The organism is Streptomyces fragilis (assembly GCF_003112515.1).
Lineage (GTDB): Bacteria > Actinomycetota > Actinomycetes > Streptomycetales > Streptomycetaceae > Streptomyces > Streptomyces fragilis.
Genome location: NZ_BEVZ01000009.1, coordinates 35,809 through 56,098 on the forward strand (window position 1 = coordinate 35,809; position 20,290 = coordinate 56,098).

A 20,290-nucleotide genomic window follows, 5' to 3' on the forward strand; every position below is an offset into this window, starting at 1 on the left:
TTCCGTCGTCAGCGTGGGTGGTGTGCGGTCGTGGATCCGCGGTGGGCGGACCCGGGTCCGGGGGCGGGCAGCGCGCCCTGGCGGCGGTCCTCACCGGCCCGCCGTCCGGCGGGCGTGACGTGCGATCTGCCGGAGCGCCTCGGCGAAGTCCTCGGCGACGCGCCGGACGGTTCGCGTGTCGTGGACGGCGGGGCGGTGGTTCCAGGTGACGGTGAGGCGGCCGTCGCGGACCGCGCCGCCGACCTCCAGCAGGTGGGACCCGCCGTCGCGGGGGTCGTGGTCCATGCCGAGGCTGCCGTGCTGGGCGCGGATCAGTCCGACGCCCGGGGCCGCGTCCTCGGCGGGGCGGTCGTCGAGCTGGCCGAGGTAGTTGAACACGACCTGGCCGAGCGCGCTCTCGCCGCCGAGCCGCTCGCGCACCTCGGGCGGGCCGTAGGCGCGCAGGGCACCGAACCCGATGCCGTTGCCCGGCACGGCCCGCAGCTGGCGGCGCACCGACTTCACCAGCGCGCGCCAGTCGCGGTCGGGCCCGAGGTCGTCGGGCGTGTCGACGCTGAGCGCGACCGGGTGGACGGTGGTGAACCAGCCGACGGTGCGCGACAGGTCCACCCCGTCGAGCAGGTCCTCACGGCCGTGGCTCTCCAGGTCGAGCCGGACCCGCTTCCCGCCGGTCCAGCGGGCCAGGGCCAGGGCCAGGGCGGCGAGCAGGACGTCGTTGACGCGGGTGCGGTAGGCGGTGGGGGCGGAGCGCAGCAGCGCCTCGGTGTCCTCCTCGCCGAGTTCGACGGCGAGCGTCCGGGTCCCGCCCGCGTCGCCGGCGTCCTGCGCGTTCCGCGCGTTCTCGGCGTTCCCCGCGCCCTCCGGGCCTTCCGCGCCTTCCGCGCCCTCCGCGTCGGGGAGCGCCGGGCCGGGCAGGGGTTCGGCGGTCAGCGCCTCCTCCCAGTGCGGCAGTTCCTGGTCGAGGTGGCCGGCCCGCACGTGGGCGGCGAGTCCGCGGGCCCAGTCCCGGTAGGAGGTGGTGCGCTCCCCCAGGTCCACCGGTTCGCCACGGACCGCCTGCCGGTAGGCGGTCTCCAGGTCGTCGCCCAGCACCCGCCAGGACACGGCGTCCACCACGAGGTGGTGGGCGACCAGGAGGAGGAAGGCGGGGCGGCCCGGGCCGCCGGTGAAGAGGCCCGCGCCGAGCAACGGCCCCCGCTCGAGGTCGAATCCGGCGTGCAGGGTGTCGGCGGCCCGCTCCATGACGCGGCGGGCCCGGTCGTCGGGCAGGCCCGTCAGGTCGTGGTGGACCAGGACCTCCTGCGCCCCGGTGGGCGGCGGGTTGAACTGACGCCAGCCGTCGGCGCCCCGGGTGAAGCGCATCCGGAGCGCGTCGTGGTGGTCGAGCAGGGCGGCGAGCGCCCTGTCCAGGGCCGCCACGTCGGGCGTGCCCTCGAGTTCGAGGAGGAGCGACTGGTTGAAGTGGTGGTGGGCGGCGCGCGGGGTGGTCAGGAACCACTCCTGGATGGGGGTGAGCGGCACCTCGCCGCTGACCGGTCCCTCACCGGGGCGCTCGGGCCCGGTGCGGACGACGGCGGCCAGGGCGGCGACGGTCTGGTGCGCGAAGAGGTCGCGGGTGGTGAGGTGCAGACCTTCGCGGCGCAGCCGGGACACCACCTGCATGCTGAGGATCGAGTCCCCGCCCAGGTGGAAGAAGTTGTCCTCGGCGCCGACCTCCGGCACCCCGAGGACCTCCGCCCAGATCCGCGCGACGCGTCGCTCGGTGTCCGTGCGCGGGGCGACGCGCGGTCCGGTGGGGACGGCCGGGCCGGGGGCGGGCAGGGCACGCCGGTCCAGCTTGCCGTTCGGGGTGAGCGGGAGCCGCTGGAGGGTCACGAACGCCGAGGGCACCATGTGCGGCGGCAGGCGGCGGGCCAGTTCCTCGCGCAGCGCGGCGGTGTCGACGGCGGCGGTGCCGGCGGGGTCGACGGCGGCGGTGCCGGCGGGGTCGACGGCGGCGGTGTGGGCGGCTGTCGGTCCGTCGCCCGTGGGCCCGGACGGCTCGTCGCCCGTGGCGGCCGGCACGACGTAGGCCACCAGCTGGGCCCTGCCGGCGCTCCCGTCGTCGCGCACCACGACCACCGCGTCGCGCACCCGTGCGTCACGCCGCAGCGCGGCCTCGACCTCACCGGGCTCGACGCGGTGCCCGCGCACCTTGACCTGCTCGTCGGCGCGTCCGGCGAACCGCAGCTGCCCGTCGGCCCCCAGGCGCACCAGGTCGCCGGTGCGGTACATCCGCTCCCCGGGCGCGCCGAACGGATCGGGCAGGAACCGTGCCGCGGTCAGGCCGGGCCGGCCCAGGTAGCCGCGGGCCAGTCCCGGGCCCGCGACGTACAGCTCGCCCAGCACGCCGGCCGGCACGGGCCGCAGCGCGGCGTCGAGGACGTAAACCCGGGTGGCGCCGGCCGGACCGCCGATGGGCGGCGCCCCCGCGTCCGGGGTGAGCGGGCCCGTCCAGCTCGCGACCACGGTGGCCTCGGTGGGCCCGTAGGAGTTGATCATGCGGCGGCCGGGCGCCCACCGGTCGACCAGGTCGGCCGGGCAGGCCTCCGCGCCGACGATCAGGGTGCGCAGGCAGGGCAGGGCCGCGGCGGTCGCCTCGGGCAGGGTGGCGAGGGCCGCCGGGGGGATCAGCGTGTGGCTGATCCGCCGTCCCTCGAGCACCTCGGCCAGCCGTTCGCCGACCAGCGGGCCCTCCTCACCGGCGACCAGGGTGGCGCCGGACAGCAGGGACACGCACAGCTCCAGGACGGAGGCGTCGAAGCTGGGCGAGGCGAACTGCAGCACCCGGTCGCCGGGGCCCGCGGCGTAGCGCTCGGCGGCCGCCGCCGCGAAGGCGGCCAGGCCGGTGTGGGTGACGACGACGCCCTTGGGGACGCCGGTGGAGCCGGAGGTGTAGATGACGTAGGCGGGGTGGCCGACGGAGAGCGGGGCGAGCCGGTCGGCGTCGGTCACGGCGGTGTCCGGGCCGTCGGCGGCCCACACCTCGGCGGGGTCGTCCAGGACCAGCGCGGCGCCCGCGTCGCGGAGCATGAACTCCCGGCGCTCGGCGGGGTAGTCCGGGTCGACGGGGAGGAAGGCGCCGCCCGCCTTGCTCACGGCGAGCTGGGCGACGACCGAGGCCGCGCCGCGGGGCAGTGCCAGCGCCACCACCGTCTCCGGGCCGACGCCGCGGCCGACCAGCCGGTGCGCGAGCCGGTTGGCTGCCCGCTCCGTCTCGGCGTACGTCCACCGCCGGTCGTGTTCGGTCAGGGCGACGGCGTCGGGGGTGCGGGCCGCCTGCCGCTGGAACAGCTCGGGCAGGGTGGCGGCCGCCACCACGGGGGCACTGCCCCGGCCCAGCCGGAGCAGTTTCCGCCGCTCCTCGTCGGTGCTCAGCGGCAGGGCGCCCAGGGTGCGGTGCGGGTCCTCGGCGAGGGCGGTGAGCAGCGTGGCGAGCTGGCGGGCCATGCGGTCGGCGGTCGCCTCGTCGAACAGGGCGGTGCTGTAGGTGAGCAGGCCGTGCAGGGCGCCGTCGTCGGCCTCGGCGAACTCCCAGGTCAGGTCGAAGGCCGCGTGCCGCAGTTCCGTCTCGGCGTCGGTGATCTCCAGGCCGGGGACGTCGGGGTGGGCGGTCGGGGTGTTCTGCAGGACCACCATCACCTGGAAGAGGGGGGTGCGGCTGGTGTCGCGCACCGGCCGCACCTCGTCGACCACCCGCTCGAACGGCACGTCCTGGTGGGTGAAGGCGTCCAGGACGGTCTGCCGGACATCGGCGAGGAACTCCGGGAAGGGCTGCTCGGGGCGCACCTGGGACCGCAGGACCAGCGTGTTGACGAAGAAGCCGACGAGGTTCTGCGTCTCGGGCAGGTCGCGGCCGGAGGCCACGGTGCCGACGGCGATGTCCTGTCCGCCGGACAGCCGCGCCAGGTGCGCCTGGGTGGCGGCGACCAGCGTGGTGAACAGGGTGGCGCCGCGTTCCTTCCCGGCTCGGGCCAGCCGGCGGGCGGTGTGCGGCGGCAGCACCAGGCGGGTGGTGGCGCCGTCGGCGCTGCGCACCGCCGGGCGCGGCCGGTCGGCCGGCAGCTCGAGCGGCTCGACGTCCGCGAGGCGCTCCTTCCAGTACGCCAGGTGCCCGGCGGTGGTGGTGTCGGCGATGCCGCGCTGCCAGTGGGCGTAGTCGGCGTACTGGACGGGCAGCGGCGGGAGTGCGGCGGCGCCGTCGCCGGTCTCGGCGCGGTACAGGTGGAACAGGTCGCCGGTGAGGACCGCGTTGGACCAGCCGTCGGTGACGATGTGGTGCGTGGCCAGGGCCAGGACGTGGTCGTCCGCGGACAGCCGCACCAGGGCCGGGCGCAGCAGCGGTCCGCGGCGCAGGTCGAAGGGGCGGGTGCGGTCCTCGTCGAGGAGCTCCGCGAGCCGGGTCTCGCGTGCGGGTTCGGGCAGCGCGGACAGGTCGTGCAGCGGCAGCGGCACGTCCTGCGGCGGGTGCACGATCTGCACGCCGTGGCCGTCGACCGAGTCGAAGGTGGTGCGCAGCGACTCGTGCCGGGCCACCAGGGCCCCCAGTGCCCTGGTGAGGGCGGCGGTGTCCAGGGCGCCGCGCAGGCGCAGGGCGAGCGCGGTGACGTACTCGGCGCCGCCGGGGGTGAACTCCTCGAGGAACCAGAGCCGTTGCTGCGCGTACGACATGGGGGTCGCCGTGTCGCGGGGCGCCGGGGTGAGGGCGGGGCGCGCCGGGCCGGCGCCGGGTGCGGTGAGCAGGGCGGCGAGCGCGGCCGGGGTCGGGTGGTCGAAGACGGCGCGCGGGGAGACGCCCGTGCCGAAGGTCTCCGCGAGGCGCGCGGCCAGGCGGATGGAGAGGATGGAGTCGCCGCCCAGCAGGAAGAAGTCGTCCTCCACGCCGGGCCGTTGTCCGCCGAGCACGTCGGCGAAGACCTCCGCCGCGCGGCGTTCGGCGTCGGTGCGGGGCTCGACGTGCGGGCGGCCGGCCGGCCGCGTGTCGCCAGCGGGTGCGGGCAGCGCCGTGCGGTCCACCTTGCCGTTGGCGCTGAGCGGCAGCGCCGCGAGCGGGACGACGGCGGAGGGGACGAGGTAGTCGGGCAGCGTGCGGCGGGCGAACTCGACGAGCTCGTCGGGGTGTTCGCCGGCCTCGCCGACGACGTACGCCACCAGCCGTTTGGCGCCGGGTCCGTCCTGGCGGGCGACGACCGCGACGTCGGTGACGCCGGGGTGGGCGGCGAGGGCCGCCTCCGCCTCGCCGGGTTCGACGCGGAACCCGCGGATCTTCACCTGGTCGTCGGCGCGGCCGAGGAACTCGACGACGCCGTCGGCCCGGCGCCGGACGAGGTCGCCGGTGCGGTACATGCGCGTGCCGGGAGGTCCGTAGGGGTCGGCGGGGAAACGGGCGGCGGTGTCGCCGGGGCGGCCGAGGTAGCCGCGGGCGACCCCCTCGCCGGCCACGTACAGCTCGCCCGGGCAGCCGGGCGGCACGGGGCGCAGCCGGGCGTCGAGGACGTGCAGGCGCAGGTCGTCGAGGGGGGTGCCGACCGGCACGGTGGCGGGGACGGCCGCGGCGTCGTCGAGGGCGTGCGCGGTGGCGAAGGTGGTGGTCTCGGTGGGCCCGTAGCCGTCGACGACGGTGAGGCCGGGGCAGGCGGTCAGGACCCGGCGCACGGCGGCCGCGGGGACCACGTCGCCGCCGGTCCACACCTGGCGCAGGCCGGTGAAGCAGTCGGGGGCGTCCTGGGCGAGCAGGCGGAACAGGCCGGCCGTCAGCCACAGGGCGCTCAGGCCGCCGCCGGTCGTGGCCAGCCGGCGCAGGAGCGGCGCGTCGACGACGTCGCCGGGGGCCACGACCACCGTGCCGCCGGTCAGCAGCGGCGTCCACACCTCGAAGGTCGCCGCGTCGAACGCCACCGGCGAGTGCAGCAGCACCCGCGCGCACACGCCGTCGGCGAAGCGGCTGTCGGTGGCGAGCGAGGCCACGTCCCGGTGGCGGACGGCGACCGCCTTGGGCAGGCCGGTGGAGCCGGAGGTGAACATGACGTAGGCGAGGCGGTCGGGATCGGCGGGCGGGAGGGGCGGCAGCGGGACGCCGGTCTCCTCCCGCTCGCAGGCGGCGACGTCCTCGGCGGTGAGCCGGACCGTCGCGCCCGCGCTCTCCAGCAGTGTCCGGCGCCGCTCCTCGGGCGCGCGGGCGTCCACCGGGACGTAGGCGCCGCCCGCCTTGAGCACGGCGAGCTGGGCGACGACGAGGGCGGCGCCGCGTTCCATCAGCAGGGCCACCCGGCCCTCGGGGGTCAGTCCGTCGCGGAGCAGGCGGCCGGCGAGGCGGTCGGACCAGGCGTCGAGCCGGCGGTAGGTGACCGTGAGGCCGCCGTCCTCGACCGCGGTCGCCTCGGGGGTCCGGCGGACCTGTTCGGCGAAGAGGCCGACCGGGCTGCCCGGCGGGACGCTGCGGGCGGTGGCGTTCCACCGCTCGAGCGTCCCGCGGTCCTCGGCGGTCAGCGGTTCGAGGGCGGCCACCGGGACGTCGTCCTGCCCGTCGAGCGCGTCGGTGAGGGCGGTCAGCAGGACGGCGAGGCGGGCCGCCGCGCGTTCCACGGTGGTGGCGTCGAACAGGGCGGGGTCGTAGGCCAGGTCGAGGCCGAGCCGGTCGCCGAGATGGGCCTTCAGGCACCAGGGGAAGGAGGTGGCGTCGTCCGGGTGGACCTCTTCGACGCCCACGCCGGTGCGGGCGGTGGCGGTCTCGTCGACGGGGTAGTTCTCGAAGACCACCATGCTGTCGAACAGCGCCTCACCGGCGGGGACCGCGCCGGTGGCCTGGATGCGCGGCAGGGCCAGGAAGTCGTGACGGCGCGCCTCGCTCTGTTCGTCCTGCACGCCGAGCAGCCACTGCCGCACGCCGCCGGACGGGATCCGCACGCGGGTGGGCACGGTGTTGATGAACATGCCGATCATCGTCTCGACACCGGGCAGTTCGGCCGGGCGGCCGGAGACGGTGGTGCCGAACACCACGTCCTGGCGCCCCGCGGTGCGGGCCAGCAGGAGTCCCCACGCGGCCTGCACGAGGGTGCCGGCGGTGATCCCGGCGCGGGCGGACGCCTCCCGCAGCCTGCGTGTCGTTCGCTCGTCCAGTTCCCGGTGGACGGCCGCGGCGGAGCGGGCGCGGTGCGCCTGGGCGGGGGTGCGGTCGTAGGGCAGCGGGGTGCGCTCGGCGAAGCCCGCGAGGACGCCCGCCCAGTACGCCTCGGCCGCGGCGGCGTCCGACTCCTCGCGCTCGGCCAGCCAGCGCACGAAGTCGGCGAACGGCCGCCGGGCCACCGGCGTCGCGGCCGGCCCGCCGGTGCGCGCGGCGTACAGCTCGCACACCTCGGTGAGCAGCTGGCCGGTGCTCCAGCCGTCGAGGGCGATGTGGTGGGTGGACCACACCAGCAGCACCTCGTCGCCGGGCAGGGTGGCCAGGGTGAGGCGGGTGAGCGGCGCGCGGGTGAGGTCCAGGCCGGCCGCGCGGTCGTCGGCGAGCAGCCGCGCGGTCGCCTCGTCCCGCCGGCGCGGCTCCAGGTCGCTGAGGTCGACGTGGGTGACGGGGAGTTCCACGTGGTGGTGGACGACCTGGACCGGGTGCGGCAGTTGCTGCCAGTGGACGCTGGTGCGCAGGGCGGGGGTGCGGGCGGTCAGCTCCTGCCAGGCGCCGGCGAAGGCGAGCGGGTCCGCGACGCCCGACAGCCGTACCGCGACGCGGTCGACGTAGGCGTCGGCGGTGTCGACGAGGCCGTGGAAGAGCATGCCGGCCTGCAACGGGGTCAGCGGCAGCACGTCGGCCACGTGCCGGCCGTCGCCGACGAGGCGGTCCAGCTGTTCCTGGGTGAGGCCGGCGAGCGGGAAGTCGGAGGGCGTGCGGCCTCCGGCCTCCGGCCGGGCGCAGTGTGCGGCGATCTCCCGCAGCGCGGCGGCCGTCTCCTCCGCGAGGCGGCGCACGAGGGACTCGTCGTAGACGGCCGGCGGGTAGGTCCAGCCGAGCTCGAGGCGGCCGTCCTGGACCACTCCGGTGACGTCCAGCAGGTAGGGGCGCTCCTCGTCCGGGTCGGTGTCCCGGCCGGCCGGGGGCAGCGCGCCCCTCAGCAGTCCGTCGTCGGCCCCGCCGCCCGCGTCCCACTGCCCGTGGTAGTTGAAGCCGACCTGGGGGCGGTTGCCGGCGGGGACCGGGTCCGCGGGCACGAGGTGGCGCAGGGCGCCGTGGCTGAGGCCGTGCCGGGGCACCGCGCGCAGCTGTTCCTTGACCGAGCGCAGCGTGTCGTGCCAGCCGGCGTCGGGGGCGACGCCCAGCGCGAGCGGGAACTCGGCGGTGAACCAGCCCACCGTGCGCGACAGGTCCACGTCGTCGAACAGCTCCTCGCGGCCGTGTCCCTCGACGCCGATCAGGACGGTGTCGCGTCCGCACCAGCGGGCCAGGGTGCGGCCCAGGGCGCTCAGCAGCACGTCGTTGACCTGGGTGCGGTAGGCCTCGGGCACCTGGCGCAGCAGCGCCTCGGTCTCCTCGCGCTCCAGCGTCACGGTGAGGGTGGCGGCGTCGCCGTAGGTGTTGGGGCCGCTCCGGCCGGGCGGGAGGGCGGCCGGGGCGGAGCCGGCCGCCGTCCAGTACTCCCGGTCCGCGTCCAGGGCGCCGGCGCGGGTGTGCTCCTCCAGGCGGGTGGCCCAGGTGGTGTACGCCGTGCCCTGCGCCGGGAGTTCGACGGGCCGGCCGGCCGCGGCGGCGCGGTGGGCGTTCTCCAGGTCGGCGAGCAGGATGCGCCAGGAGACGCCGTCGATCGCCAGGTGGTGGACGGTCAGCACGAGCTGCTGCGGGTCGCCGTCGAAGAGCAGGGCGCGCACCACGCGTCCTTCGGCGGGGTCGAGGGACCGCTGCGCCGCGTCGACGAGGCGCTGGACCTCTGCCTCGTCGGCGGGCCCGTGGTGGCTGAGGACGTCGTGCGGGGCCCTGGGCAGGACCTCCTGGCGCCGGCCGTCGGGCGTCCGCGGGAACCGGGTGCGCAGGGCCGGGTGGTGGGCGACGAGCGCCTCGACCGCCTGTCGCAGTGCCCGCGGGTCCGTTCCGGGGGCGAGGCGCAGCCGCTGGGTCATGGTGAAGCGCAGCGGGTCGCCGGGGCGGCGGCCGTCGAGGTACTGGTGCTGGATGGGGGTGAGCGGCGCTTCCAGGGGGGCTTCGGCGGCGGCCGCGGGGGCGTCCTGTTCGGTGACGCACAGGGCGAGTTCGGCGATCGTCTGGTGGCGGAAGACGTCCTTGGTGCTCAGGGCGAGGCCGGCCTCACGGGCGCGGGAGACGATCTGGATGCTGAGGATGGAGTCGCCGCCCAGGTTGAAGAAGTTGTCCTGCGCGCCGACCCGTTCGACGCCCAGCACGTCCGCCCAGATGCCGGCCAGCCGCTCCTCGGCGCCGGGGCGCGGCGCCACGTACTCCGCTCCGCCGGCGGGCTGGGCGGGCGGCGCGGGCAGGGCCCGCCGGTCGGTCTTGCCGCTGCTGGTGCGCGGGATGCGCGCGAGCGGCACGAAGGCGGCCGGCACCATGTGGGCGGGCAGCGTCCGGCCCAGCCGGACGCGCAGTTCGTCGGCGGACGGGACGCCGCGGTCCGCGGTGGGCGTCAGGTAGGCGACGAGCATGGTGCGGCCCGCGTGGTCGCGGGCGGCAACGGCCGCGTCGGCGACGTCCGGGTGGGCGAGCAGCGCGGCCTCCACCTCCCCGGGCTCGATGCGGAAGCCGCGGATCTTGACCTGGTCGTCGGTCCGGCCGAGGAACTCCAGGCGTCCCCGGGCGTCCCACCGGACGCGGTCGCCGGTGCGGTACATCCGCTCCCCCGGCGCCTCGAAGGGGTCGGGCAGGAAGCGGGCGGCGGTCAGGCCGGGCCGGTTCAGGTAGCCGCGGGCCACCTGCGCTCCGGCCAGGTACAGCTCGCCGGGCACGCCGGGCGGCACGGGCCGCAGGGCGCGGTCCAGGACGTGGGCGCGCAGGTTGTGGCCGGGCCGGCCGACGACCGGCCGGGCGGGGCTGTCGGCGCAGCGGCCGTAGACCGCGTCGACGGTGGTCTCGGTCGGTCCGTACACGTTGTACGCCGTCACGCCGAGTTCGGCCGCCGCGCACAGTTCGCGCCAGGTGGCGGCGTCGACGGCCTCGCCGCCGACGAGGAGCAGCTCCGGGCGGTGGCGGCCGGGGGCGAGGAGACCGGCGGTGAGGAGTTCGCGCAGGAAGGACGGGGTGACGTTGACGAGGTCCAGGCGGTGCTCGTCGATCCGCGCGCGGAAGGCCTGCGGGTCCAGCCGGGTGTCCTCGTCGATCAGGTGCACCTCGTGGCCGAGGGCGAGCAGCAGCGGGCCCTCCCAGGAGGTGTCGAAGGAGAACGAGGCGCTGAGCGCGGCGCGCAGCCGGCGGCCGTTCGCGGTGTGCGGGGCGAGGAGGCCGTCGCGGTGGTCGAGGCAGAGGTTGACCAGCTGCCGGTGTTCGACGGCGACGCCCTTGGGCCGGCCGGTGGAGCCGGAGGTGTGGATGACGTAGGCGGTGTTCCGGGGGTCCAGCGGGCGGCGGCGGTCGGCGTCGGTGGGGTCGTGCGCGGGCAGCTCCTCCCACGGCACGCCGCGCAGGGCGTCCCGGGTGAGCACCCAGCGGGCGCCGGTGTCCTCCAGCAGGGCCGCGACGCGTTCCTCGGGGAGGTCGGGGTCCAGGCACTGCAGGGTGGCGCCGGCCTTCAGCACGGCGAACAGCGCGACGAGCAGGTCGCTGGTGCGCGGGAGCCGCAGGGCGACGACGTCCTCCGGGCCCGCGCCGAGGCCGATGAGGTGGTGGGCGAGCCGGTTGGCGCGGCGGTTGAGGGTGCCGAGGTCGAGGGCGGCGTCGCGGGCCACCAGGGCGGTGGCGTGGGGGGTGCGGGCGGCCTGTGCCTCGAACAGCGCGGTGAAGGTGGTGTCCGGCACCGGCAGCGGGGCGCCCTGCCATTCCCGCCGGATGCGGCGCCGCTCGGTCTCGGTGAGCAGCGGCAGCGCGCCGGCCGGCAGGTCGGGGTCCTGCACCGCCGCCTCGACGAGCAGCCGGAGCCGGGCGGCCAGGCGCCGCGCGGTGTCCTCGTCGAAGAGGGCGGTGCTGTGGACGAGGTGGCAGGTGAGGCCTCCGTCGTGCTCGACGAAGTCGAAGGACAGGTCGAAGGTGGCGTGCCGGACCGGCGGGGTGACCGGCTCGACGTCCAGTCCCGGCAGGGCGGGGGCCTCGGCGCCCAGGTTGTGCAGGGCGACCATGACCTGGAACAGCGGGGTGCGGCTGGTGTCCCGCTCCGGCTGCAGCGCGTCCACCAGCCGCTCGAAGGGCGCCTCCTGGTGGGCGAAGGCGTCGAGGACGGTGTCCCGGGACTGTCCGAGCAGTTCCCGGAACGACAGTTCGGGGCGCACCCGGGCGCGCAGCACCAGCGTGTTGACGAACATGCCGACCACGTCGTGCAGTTCGGACCTGTCGCGGCCGGCGGTGACGGTGCCGACGGTGATGTCCTCCTGTTCGGCCCAGCGGGCGAGCAGGATCTGGCAGGCGGTCAGCAGGGCCATGTACAAGGTGGCGTCGGCGGCGCGGGCCGTCTCGCGCAGGCGGTCGGTGAGCGCGGCCGGCAGCTCGAAGGTGAGGAGGGCGCCGTCCCGGCTGCGGACGGCGGGCCGGGGGCGGTCGGTGGGCAGGTCCAGCGGGGTGAAGCCCTCCAGGACCTGCCGCCAGTGGGCGAGGTCCGCCTCGGCGCGGTCGGTGCGCTCGCGCTGCCAGGTGGCGAAGTCGCGGTAGGTGACCGGCAGTTCGGGAAGCCGTGGGTCGCGTCCGAGGCGGGCCGCCGCGTACAGCTCGGCCAGGTCGCGGCCGAGGACGGCGACCGACCAGCCGTCGGTGACGATGTGGTGCACGGCGAGGACGAGCACGTGCTCGTCGGCACCGGTGCGGATCAGGCGGGCGCGCAGCAGCGGGCCGCTCTCCAGGTCGAAGGGGGTGGCGGCCTCGGAGTCCAGCAGGGCGTCGAGGGCCGCCGGAGCCTGGCCGGTCAGGTCGTCGAGCGGCAGCGCGACCGGGTGCGGCGGGTGCACCACCTGGCGGGCGGCGCCGTCCAGTTCGGTGAAGGTGGTGCGCAACGTCTCGTGCCGGGCCACCAGCGCGTCCAGCGCGGTGTGCAGGGCGTTCTCGTCGAGCGGGCCGCGCAGCCGCAGCACGGACAAGGTCGCGTACTCCGTGCCGCCCGGCTCGAACCGGTCGAGGAACCACAGGCGTTGCTGCGCGTACGACAGCGGGGCGGGCGCGCCGGGGTCGGTGGCCGGGATGGGCGCGGACGCGGCGCCGGCAGGGTCGCCGAGTTCGGCGGCCAGGGCGGCGACCGTGGGGTGGGTGAACAGCAGCCGGGGCGAGACGTCCTGGCCGAAGGCGGCGCGCAGCCGGGCGGTGACCCGTACGGCGAGCAGGGAGTCGCCGCCGAGGGCGAAGAAGTCGTCCTCGGCCCCGGGCTCGGCGACGTCCAGGACGTCCGCCCAGGCGGCGGCCACCAGCCGCTCGGCCCGGGTGCGCGGCGCGACGCGTTCGCCCCGGGCGGCGAAGCCGTCCGGGCCGGGCGCGGGCAGGGCGCGCCGGTCGAGTTTGCCGTTGACGGTGAGGGGCAGCGCGGGCAGGGGCACGTAGGCGGCGGGCACCATGTAGGACGGCAGGGACCGCTCCAGGTGGGCGCGCAGTTCGGCCGCGGGCACGGCCGTGCCGCCGGCGGCGGGCACCACGTAGGCGACGAGCCGCCGCGTGCCGGAGGCGTCCTCGTGGACCTCGACGGCGGCGGAGCCGACGCCCGGGTGTGCGTGCAGCGCGGCCTCGATCTCGCCCGGCTCGATGCGGTAGCCGCGGATCTTGACCTGCTGGTCGGCGCGGCCCAGGTACTCCAGGGTCCCGTCGGCCCGCCGCCGCGCCCGGTCGCCGGTGCGGTACATCCGGGTGCCGGGCGCCCCGTACGGGTCGGCGGGGAAACGGGTCGCGGTGAGTCCGGGCCGGCCGAGGTAGCCGCGGGCGAGCCCCTCCCCCGCCACGTACATCTCGCCGACCGCGCCGGGCGGCACGGGCGCGAGGGTGTCGTCGAGAAGGTACACCCGCAGGTCCGGGATGCCCTCCCCGATGGGGCTCGCGGCGCCGGCGGCGGCCCGGGCGCCGTCCAGCGGGTGGTGGGTCACGTGCACGGTGGTCTCGGTGATGCCGTACATGTTGACCAGGCGGGGCGCGTCCTGCGGGTGCCGCGCGTACCAGGGGGCGAGGCGGGACACGTCGAGCGCCTCACCGCCGAAGACCACGGTGCGCAGGGCCAGGCGGTCGCCGGTCGCGGGGTCCTGGGCGTCGGCGCGCACCAGGGGGTGGAACGCGGAGGGCGTCTGGTTGAGGACGGTGACCCGCTCGTCGGCGAGGAGCCGCAGGAAGTCCTCGGGCGAGCGGGCCACGTCGTCGGGGACGACGACGAGCCGGCCGCCGTGCAGCAGCGCGCCCCACAGCTCCCACACCGAGAAGTCGAAGGCGTAGGAGTGGAACAGCGTCCACACGTCGTCCGCGCCGAAGCCGAACCAGTGGGCGGTGCGGGTGAACAGGCGCACCACGTTGGCGTGCGGCACGACGACGCCCTTGGGGCGGCCGGTGGAGCCGGAGGTGTAGATGGCGTAGGCGGGGTGGTCCGGCAGCGGGCGCGCGGCGCGGTCGCCGGGGCCCGTGGCGGGGCGGCCGGCGAGGTCGGCGGCGACCCGGGGGTCGTCCAGCGGCAGCACGGGCACGCCGGCGCCCTCGGCGCGGGGCGCGATGTGCGTGGTGGTCACCAGCGTCACCGGCCGGGCGTCGTCGAGGACGGCGGTCAGCCGCTCGTCGGGGACCTGGGGGTCCACGGGCAGGTAGGCGGCGCCGGTCTTCAGCACCGCGAGGATCGCCACGACCTGGTCGGCGCCGCGGGGCAGGGCGAGGGCGACGAAGGTCTCCGGGCGGGCCCCGGCCTCGGCGAGGCGGTGGGCGAGGCGGCCGGCGCGGGCGTCGAGGGTCGCGTAGTCCAGGTGCTCGCCCGCCCAGGTGACGGCGGGCGCGTCGGGGGTGCGGGCGGCCTGTGCCTCGAACAGGTCCACCAGGGTCTCGGCGGGGCGCTGCCGCCCGCCGCCGTCCGCCCCGGCGATCAGGCTCCGGCGCTCCTCGGGCGTCGTCCACGGCAGGTCGCGCAGCGGACGGTCCAGGCCGTCCGCCATGGAGGCCAGCAGCAGGCGCAGCCGGCCGGCCAGCGCGCGCACGGTCGCCTCGTCGAACAGGCCGGGGTCGTGGGCGACGTCGAATCCGATCCGCCCGCCCTGGTAGGCGCGCAGCACCAGCGGGTAGTTGGTGGCGTCCCGGGAGTCGACCTCGGCCAGGCGTACGCCCGAGGTGGCCGTGCGGGCCTCGTCGAAGGGGTAGTTCTCGAAGGCCACCATGGAGTGGAACAGCGGGCTGCCCGGCGGCACGTCGCTCAGCGAGGTCAGCTCCGCCAGGGACACGGCGGCGTACCGGCGCGCCTCGGCCTGCTCCTGCTGGAGGGTGCGCAGCCAGTCCGCGGCGGGGCGGCGCGGGTCCACCCGCACCCGGGTGGGGAGGGTGTTGATGAACATGCCGACCATCGACTCCGCGCCGGGCAGGTCGTCGGGGCGGCCGGAGACGGTGGTGCCGAACACCACGTCGTCCTCGGCGGCGTACCGGGAGAGCAGCAGCGCCCAGGCGCCCTGCACGACGGTTCCCAGGGTGAGTCCGGCGGTGCGGGCGGTGCGGGCCAGCCGTTCGGAGAGGTCCTCGGACAGGGCGGTGGTGTGCACGGCGGCCGAGCGGGCCTGCCGGGTGCGGTCCTGCGGGCGGTCGGCGGGCAGCGGGGTCGGCGTGGCGAAGCCGGCGAGCACGCCGCGCCAGTGGTCGCGGGCGGCGCCGGCGTCCTGCTCGGCGAGCAGGCGCACGTAGTCCCCGAACGGGCGGCGCACCGGCGGCCGGCTCTCGGCGCCGGTGGTGAGGGCGGCGTACTCCTCGCACACCTCGGTGAGCACCTGGGCCAGGCTCCAGCCGTCCAGGATCAGGTGGTGGGAGGTCCACACCAGGCGCAGTTCGGCGTCCGGCAGCCGGATCATGGTCAGCCGCATCAGCGGGGCGGTGGCGAGGTCCACGCCGCGGGCCAGGTCCCGCTCACACCACTCGCGCAGCAGCCGCTCGCGGTCGGCGGGGGCGGTGTCCCGCCAGTCCAGGTGGGCGATGGGCACCTCGACGTCCCGGTGCACGATCTGCAGCGGCCGGGGCACGTCCTCCCAGACCACCGAGGTGCGCAGCGCGGGGGTGCGGTCGGTCACCCGCTGCCAGGCGAGGGCGAAGGCCTTCGGGTCGGCGACCCCGCGCAGCAGCAGCGCCGCCTGGTCCACGTAGACGTCGTCGGCGTCGCCGGCCAGGCGGTGGAAGAGCATGCCCTCCTGCAGCGGGGTCAGGGGCCAGATGTCCTCCACGCCGCGTCCGTCGCCCACCAGCCGGTCCACGGCGGCCTGGTCGAGGCCGGCGAGCGGGAAGTCGGAGGGGGTGCGGCCGCCGGCGCCGGGGCGGGCGCAGTGGTCGGCGATCGCGGCCAGCGCGTCCGTCATGCCGTCGGCGAGGCCGCGCACGGTGCGCTCGTCGTGGACGTCCTCGCTGTAGTGCCAGGTGATCTCCAGGGCGCCGTCGGTGACGGCGGCCGAGACGTCGAGGAGGTGGTCCAGGGGCTCGTCGCCGGCGACCTCCCGGCCCAGGGTGCCGTCGGCCTGGGCGAAGTCGCCGGAGCCGGGCGTCTCCCACTGCCCGTGGTAGGTGAAGGACACCTCGGGCAGCGGGCTGCGTCGCAGGGCGCGGGCGGCGGTGTGGGCGGGCGGGGCCAGGCGGGCCAGTGCCTCGTGGCTCAGACCGCGCCGGGGCACGGCGCGCAGTTCCTCCTTGACCGCCTTCAGGGTGGCGCCCCAGTCGGGCGCGCCGGCCGGTCCCGCGGGGGTGAGGGTGACGGGGTACTGGCTGGTGAACCAGCCCACCGTCCCGGAGAGGTCGAGCGGTGCGCCGTCCTCCCCCGAGCTCACCTGTTCGCGGCCGTGGCCCTCCAGGGCGACGGTGACGCGTCCGGAGCCCGTCCAGTCGGCGAGCACCCGGCCCAGGGCGCTGAGCAGGACGTCGTTGACCTGGGTGCGGTAGACGCCGGGCACCCGGCGCAGCAGCGCCTCGGTGGTGGCGTGGTCGACCCGGGTGCGGACGGTGCGCACCGAGGCGGCTCGCGGGGTGCCCGGGCGGTCCACGGGCAGCGGGGTCCGCTCCTCGGCGGCCTGTGCCGTCCAGTGCGGCAGGTCGTCGTCGAAGGCGCCGGCCCGCACCAGGCCGGACAGGTGCGCGGCCCAGGCGGCGTGCCCGGTCGCCTCCGGTTCCAGGCGGACCGTCCCGCCGGCGGCCGCCTGCCGGTAGGCCTGTTCCAGCGCGGCGAGCAGGACGCGCCAGGAGACGCCGTCCACGGCGAGGTGGTGGGCGGTCAGGAACAGCTGGGGGCGCCCGCCCGGGGCGGGCAGCAGCAGGGCGGCGCGGAACAGGGCGCCGGTCAGCGGGTCGAGGGCGGCGCGGGCCGCGTCGGCGGCCTCCTCGCGGGCGGCCCGCGCGTCGGACGCCCGGCCCGTGTCGTGCCGGGTGAGCAGGCCGGTGGCCGGGCCCTCGCCGGGGTGCTGCCGCCAGGTGTCGCCGGTGCGCTCGAAGCGGGTGCGCAGCGCCGGGTGGCGGGCGGCCACCGCCTCCACCGCGCGTTCCAGTGCGGCCTCGTCGAGGTCGTACGGCAGGTCGAGGAGGACCGACATGCTGAAGTGGCGCAGCGGGCCGTGGGTGGCGAGGAACCACTCCTGCACGGGCGTCAGCGGGGCCGGTCCGCTCACCGGCGCCGGCCGGGGGGCGGGCGCGGCCGGCCTGCGGCCCGCCGCGGCGACGGCGAGGTCGGCGACGGTCTGGTGGCGGAAGACGTCCTGCGAGTGCAGGTCGTGCCCTGCCGCGCGGGCGCGGGAGACGACCTGGATGCCGAGGATGGAGTCGCCGCCCAGCTCGAAGAAGTTGTCGCTCACGCCGACCCGGTCCACGCCCAGCACCTCGGCCCAGATCCCGGCGAGGGCGCGTTCGGCGTCGGTGCGGGGGGCGACGTGCTCGCGCCCGTCGCGGCCGGCGCCGAAGTCCGGCGCGGGCAGCGCGCGTTTGTCGAGCTTGCCGCTGGTGGTCAGGGGCAGCGCGTCCAGGACGGTGAACGACGAGGGCACCATGTGCTCCGGGAGCACCCGGCGCAGCGCCTCGCGCAGCGCGGGCCCGGCGGGGGCGGTGGCCGAGGGCGCGGGGACGACGTAGGCGGCGAGCCGGGTGTGGCCCCGGTCGTCGGCGGCGGCGACCACGGCGGCGGCGGTCAGCTCCGGCAGGGCGAGCAGGGCGGCCTCGATCTCGCCGGGCTCGATGCGGTGGCCGCGCACCTTCACCTGGTCGTCGACCCGGCCGAGGTGGTCGATGCGGCCGTCGGCGGTCCAGCGGGCCAGGTCGCCGGTGCGGTACATGCGGGTGCCCGGCGCCCCGTACGGGTCGGCGACGAAGCGCGCGGCGGTCAGGCCGGGCCGTCCGGCGTAGCCGCGGGCCACCTGCGCGCCCGCCAGGTACAGCTCGCCGCCGACGCCGGGCGGCACCGGGCGCAGCCGGTCGTCCAGGACGTAGGCCCGCACGTTGGGCAGCGGGCGGCCCACCAGGGGACGGTCGCCGCCCTCGACGCGGCAGGCGAGCGCGTCCACGGTGCACTCGGTGGGGCCGTAGAAGTTGTACGCGGCGACGTCCTGCCGCGCCGCCAGCTCGCGCCACAGGCCGGCGTCCAGGGCCTCCCCGCCGATCATCAGCACGCGCGGGTGGTGGCGCGGGTCGGTGAGGAGCCCGGCGGGCAGCAGCTGGCGGAGGTAGGAGGGGGTGAGGTCGAGGAAGTCGACGCGGTGCTCGACGACGTACTCCACCAGCGCCGCCGGGTCCAGGCGGGTCGTCTCGTCGACGAGGTGCAGCGGGTGGCCGTCGGCCATCAGCAGCACGCCCTCGAGGGAGGTGTCGAAGGAGAAAGACGCGGTGAGCGCCACGTTCAGCGGCCCTCCACCGGCGTCGGCGACGAAGCCCTCGCGGTGCGCGGCGAGCAGGTTCGCCACGGAGCGGTGGGTGACGGCCACGCCCTTGGGGCGGCCGGTGGATCCGGAGGTGTAGACGACGTAGGCGAGGCGGTCGGGGTCCGGGGTGACGGGCCGGGTGGGGGCGGCGGGCCCGGTGTGCGGGGCGGCGGCGTCGTCGTGGGCGGCGTCGTCGCGGGTGACTCCGTCGGAGGCGTCTCCATCGCGGGCGTCTCCGTCGGCGAGGGCGGCGCGGACCGCCGGTTCGTCGAGGACGAGGGCCGGGCGGGCGTCGTCGAGGAGGTACCGGACGCGGTCCTCGGGCAGGGCGGGGTCGAGCGGCAGGTAGGCGGCCCCGGTCTTCCACACGGCGAGGATCGCGGTGACCATGTCGGCGGTGCGGGGCAGCCGCAGGGCGACCAGCCGCTCGGGGCCGGCGCCGCGGGCGGCCAGGTGGCGGGCCAGCCGGTCGGCGCGGGCGTCGAGGGCGGCGTGGTCGAGGCGCTCGCCGCCGGCCACCAGCGCGGTGGCGTGCGGGGTGCGGGCCGCCCGTGCCTCGAACAGCTCGGGCAGCAGGGTGTCGGGGACCGGGCGGGCGGTGTCGTTCCAGTCCTGGGTGACCTGGTGCAGTTCGGCCCCGGAGAGCAGCGGGAGCGCGCCGAGGGGCCGGTCGGGTTCGGCGGCGACGCCCGCGAGCAGCCGCCCGAGCTGGTCGGCGGCGCGGCGGGCGGTGTCCGCGTCGAACAGGTCGGTGCGGTACTCGAGGAGGCCGGTCAGGGCCTCGCCGTCCGGCACGAACTCGATGCTCAGGTCGAAGGTGGCGGCCTGCCGGGCCACGGCGACCGGGGTGGTGGCGAGGCCGCGCAGGGCGGGAGCGGTGGGCGGGGCCGGGTGCAGCAGGACCATCACGTCGAACAGCGGGTTGCGGCCCGCCTCCCGGGGCGCGCCGACGGCCTCCACGATCCGCTCGAACGGTGTGTCGGCGCGCGTGAAGGCGTCGTTGACGGTGTCCGCGGCGGCCGCCAGCAGGTCGCGGAAGGACCCGGACGCGTCGACCGGGGTGCGCAGGACCACGGTGTTGGCGAAGAAGCCGACGGTCCGCTCCAGCTCGGTGCGGGGGCGGCCGGGGGTGAGGGAGCCGATGGTGATGTCGTCCTGCCCGGACCAGCGGGCCAGCAACGCCTGGCCGGCCGCGGTCAGGGCGGTGAACAGGGTGGTGTGCTGCTGCGCGGCGAGGGCGCGGAGCCGTGCGGTGACGTCCGCGGGCACGGTGAACCGGTGCACCGCGCCCGCTCCGGACTCCTCACCGCGGCGTGGCCGGTCCAGCGGCAGCGCGGGCGCCACCGCCCCGCGCAACTTCTGCGCCCACAAGTCGAGTTCACGCTGCAGGCGGTCGCCGGAGAGCTGGTCGCGCTGCCGGGCGGCGAAGTCCGGGTACTGCGTCGCCACCGGCGGCAGCTCCACCGGCTCGCCGTGCGCCAGGGCCTCGTAGGCGGCGCAGATCTCCTCCAGGACGACACCCGTGGACCAGCCGTCGGTGACCACGTGGTGGGCGGTGAGCAGCAGGACGTGCTCCTCGGCCGCCTCGCGGAGCAGCAGCGCGCGCAGCAGCGGCCCGGTGCGCAGGTCGAAGGGGCGGGCGTACTCGGCCCGCAGCAGGGCGTCCGTCTGCGCCGGGGCGCTCTCACGGACCGTCAGCGCGACGGGTGACGGCTCGTGGACCCGCTGCACGGGGCGGCCGTCCTCGCCCTCCTCGAAGGTGGTGCGCAGCGCCTCGTGCCGGGCGGCCACCAGGTCGAGGGCACGGCGCAGGGCGTCCTGGTCGAGCGGACCGGTGAGGCGCAGGGCGACGGCGCTGTTGTAGCGGGCGTCGCCGGGACGCAGCCGGTCCAGGAACCACAGGCGCTGCTGGGCGTAGGACAGCGGCAGCGGTCGGTCGCGGTCGGCCCGGGGCAGCTCCGGCCGGGCGGCGGTACCGGGTGCGGCCGTGGCACGGCCGGCCAGCCGGCGGCGCAGGGCCTCCTTGAGGTCCTCGGGCAGGGCCTCGGCGCGGTTTCGCTTCGAAGACGTCATCGTCGTCCGG

At 76.9% G+C, this 20,290-nt stretch carries 1 protein-coding gene; it reads right to left on the reverse strand.

The window, feature by feature from the left end; translation table 11 throughout:
- Positions 1-90: 90 nt before the first annotated feature.
- On the reverse strand, positions 91-20,280 hold the full coding sequence (locus Sfr03f_RS26435) for a non-ribosomal peptide synthetase (protein WP_108956695.1): 20,190 nt from the start codon (positions 20,278-20,280) through the stop codon (positions 91-93).
- Between the last annotated feature and the right edge of the window lie 10 nt (positions 20,281-20,290).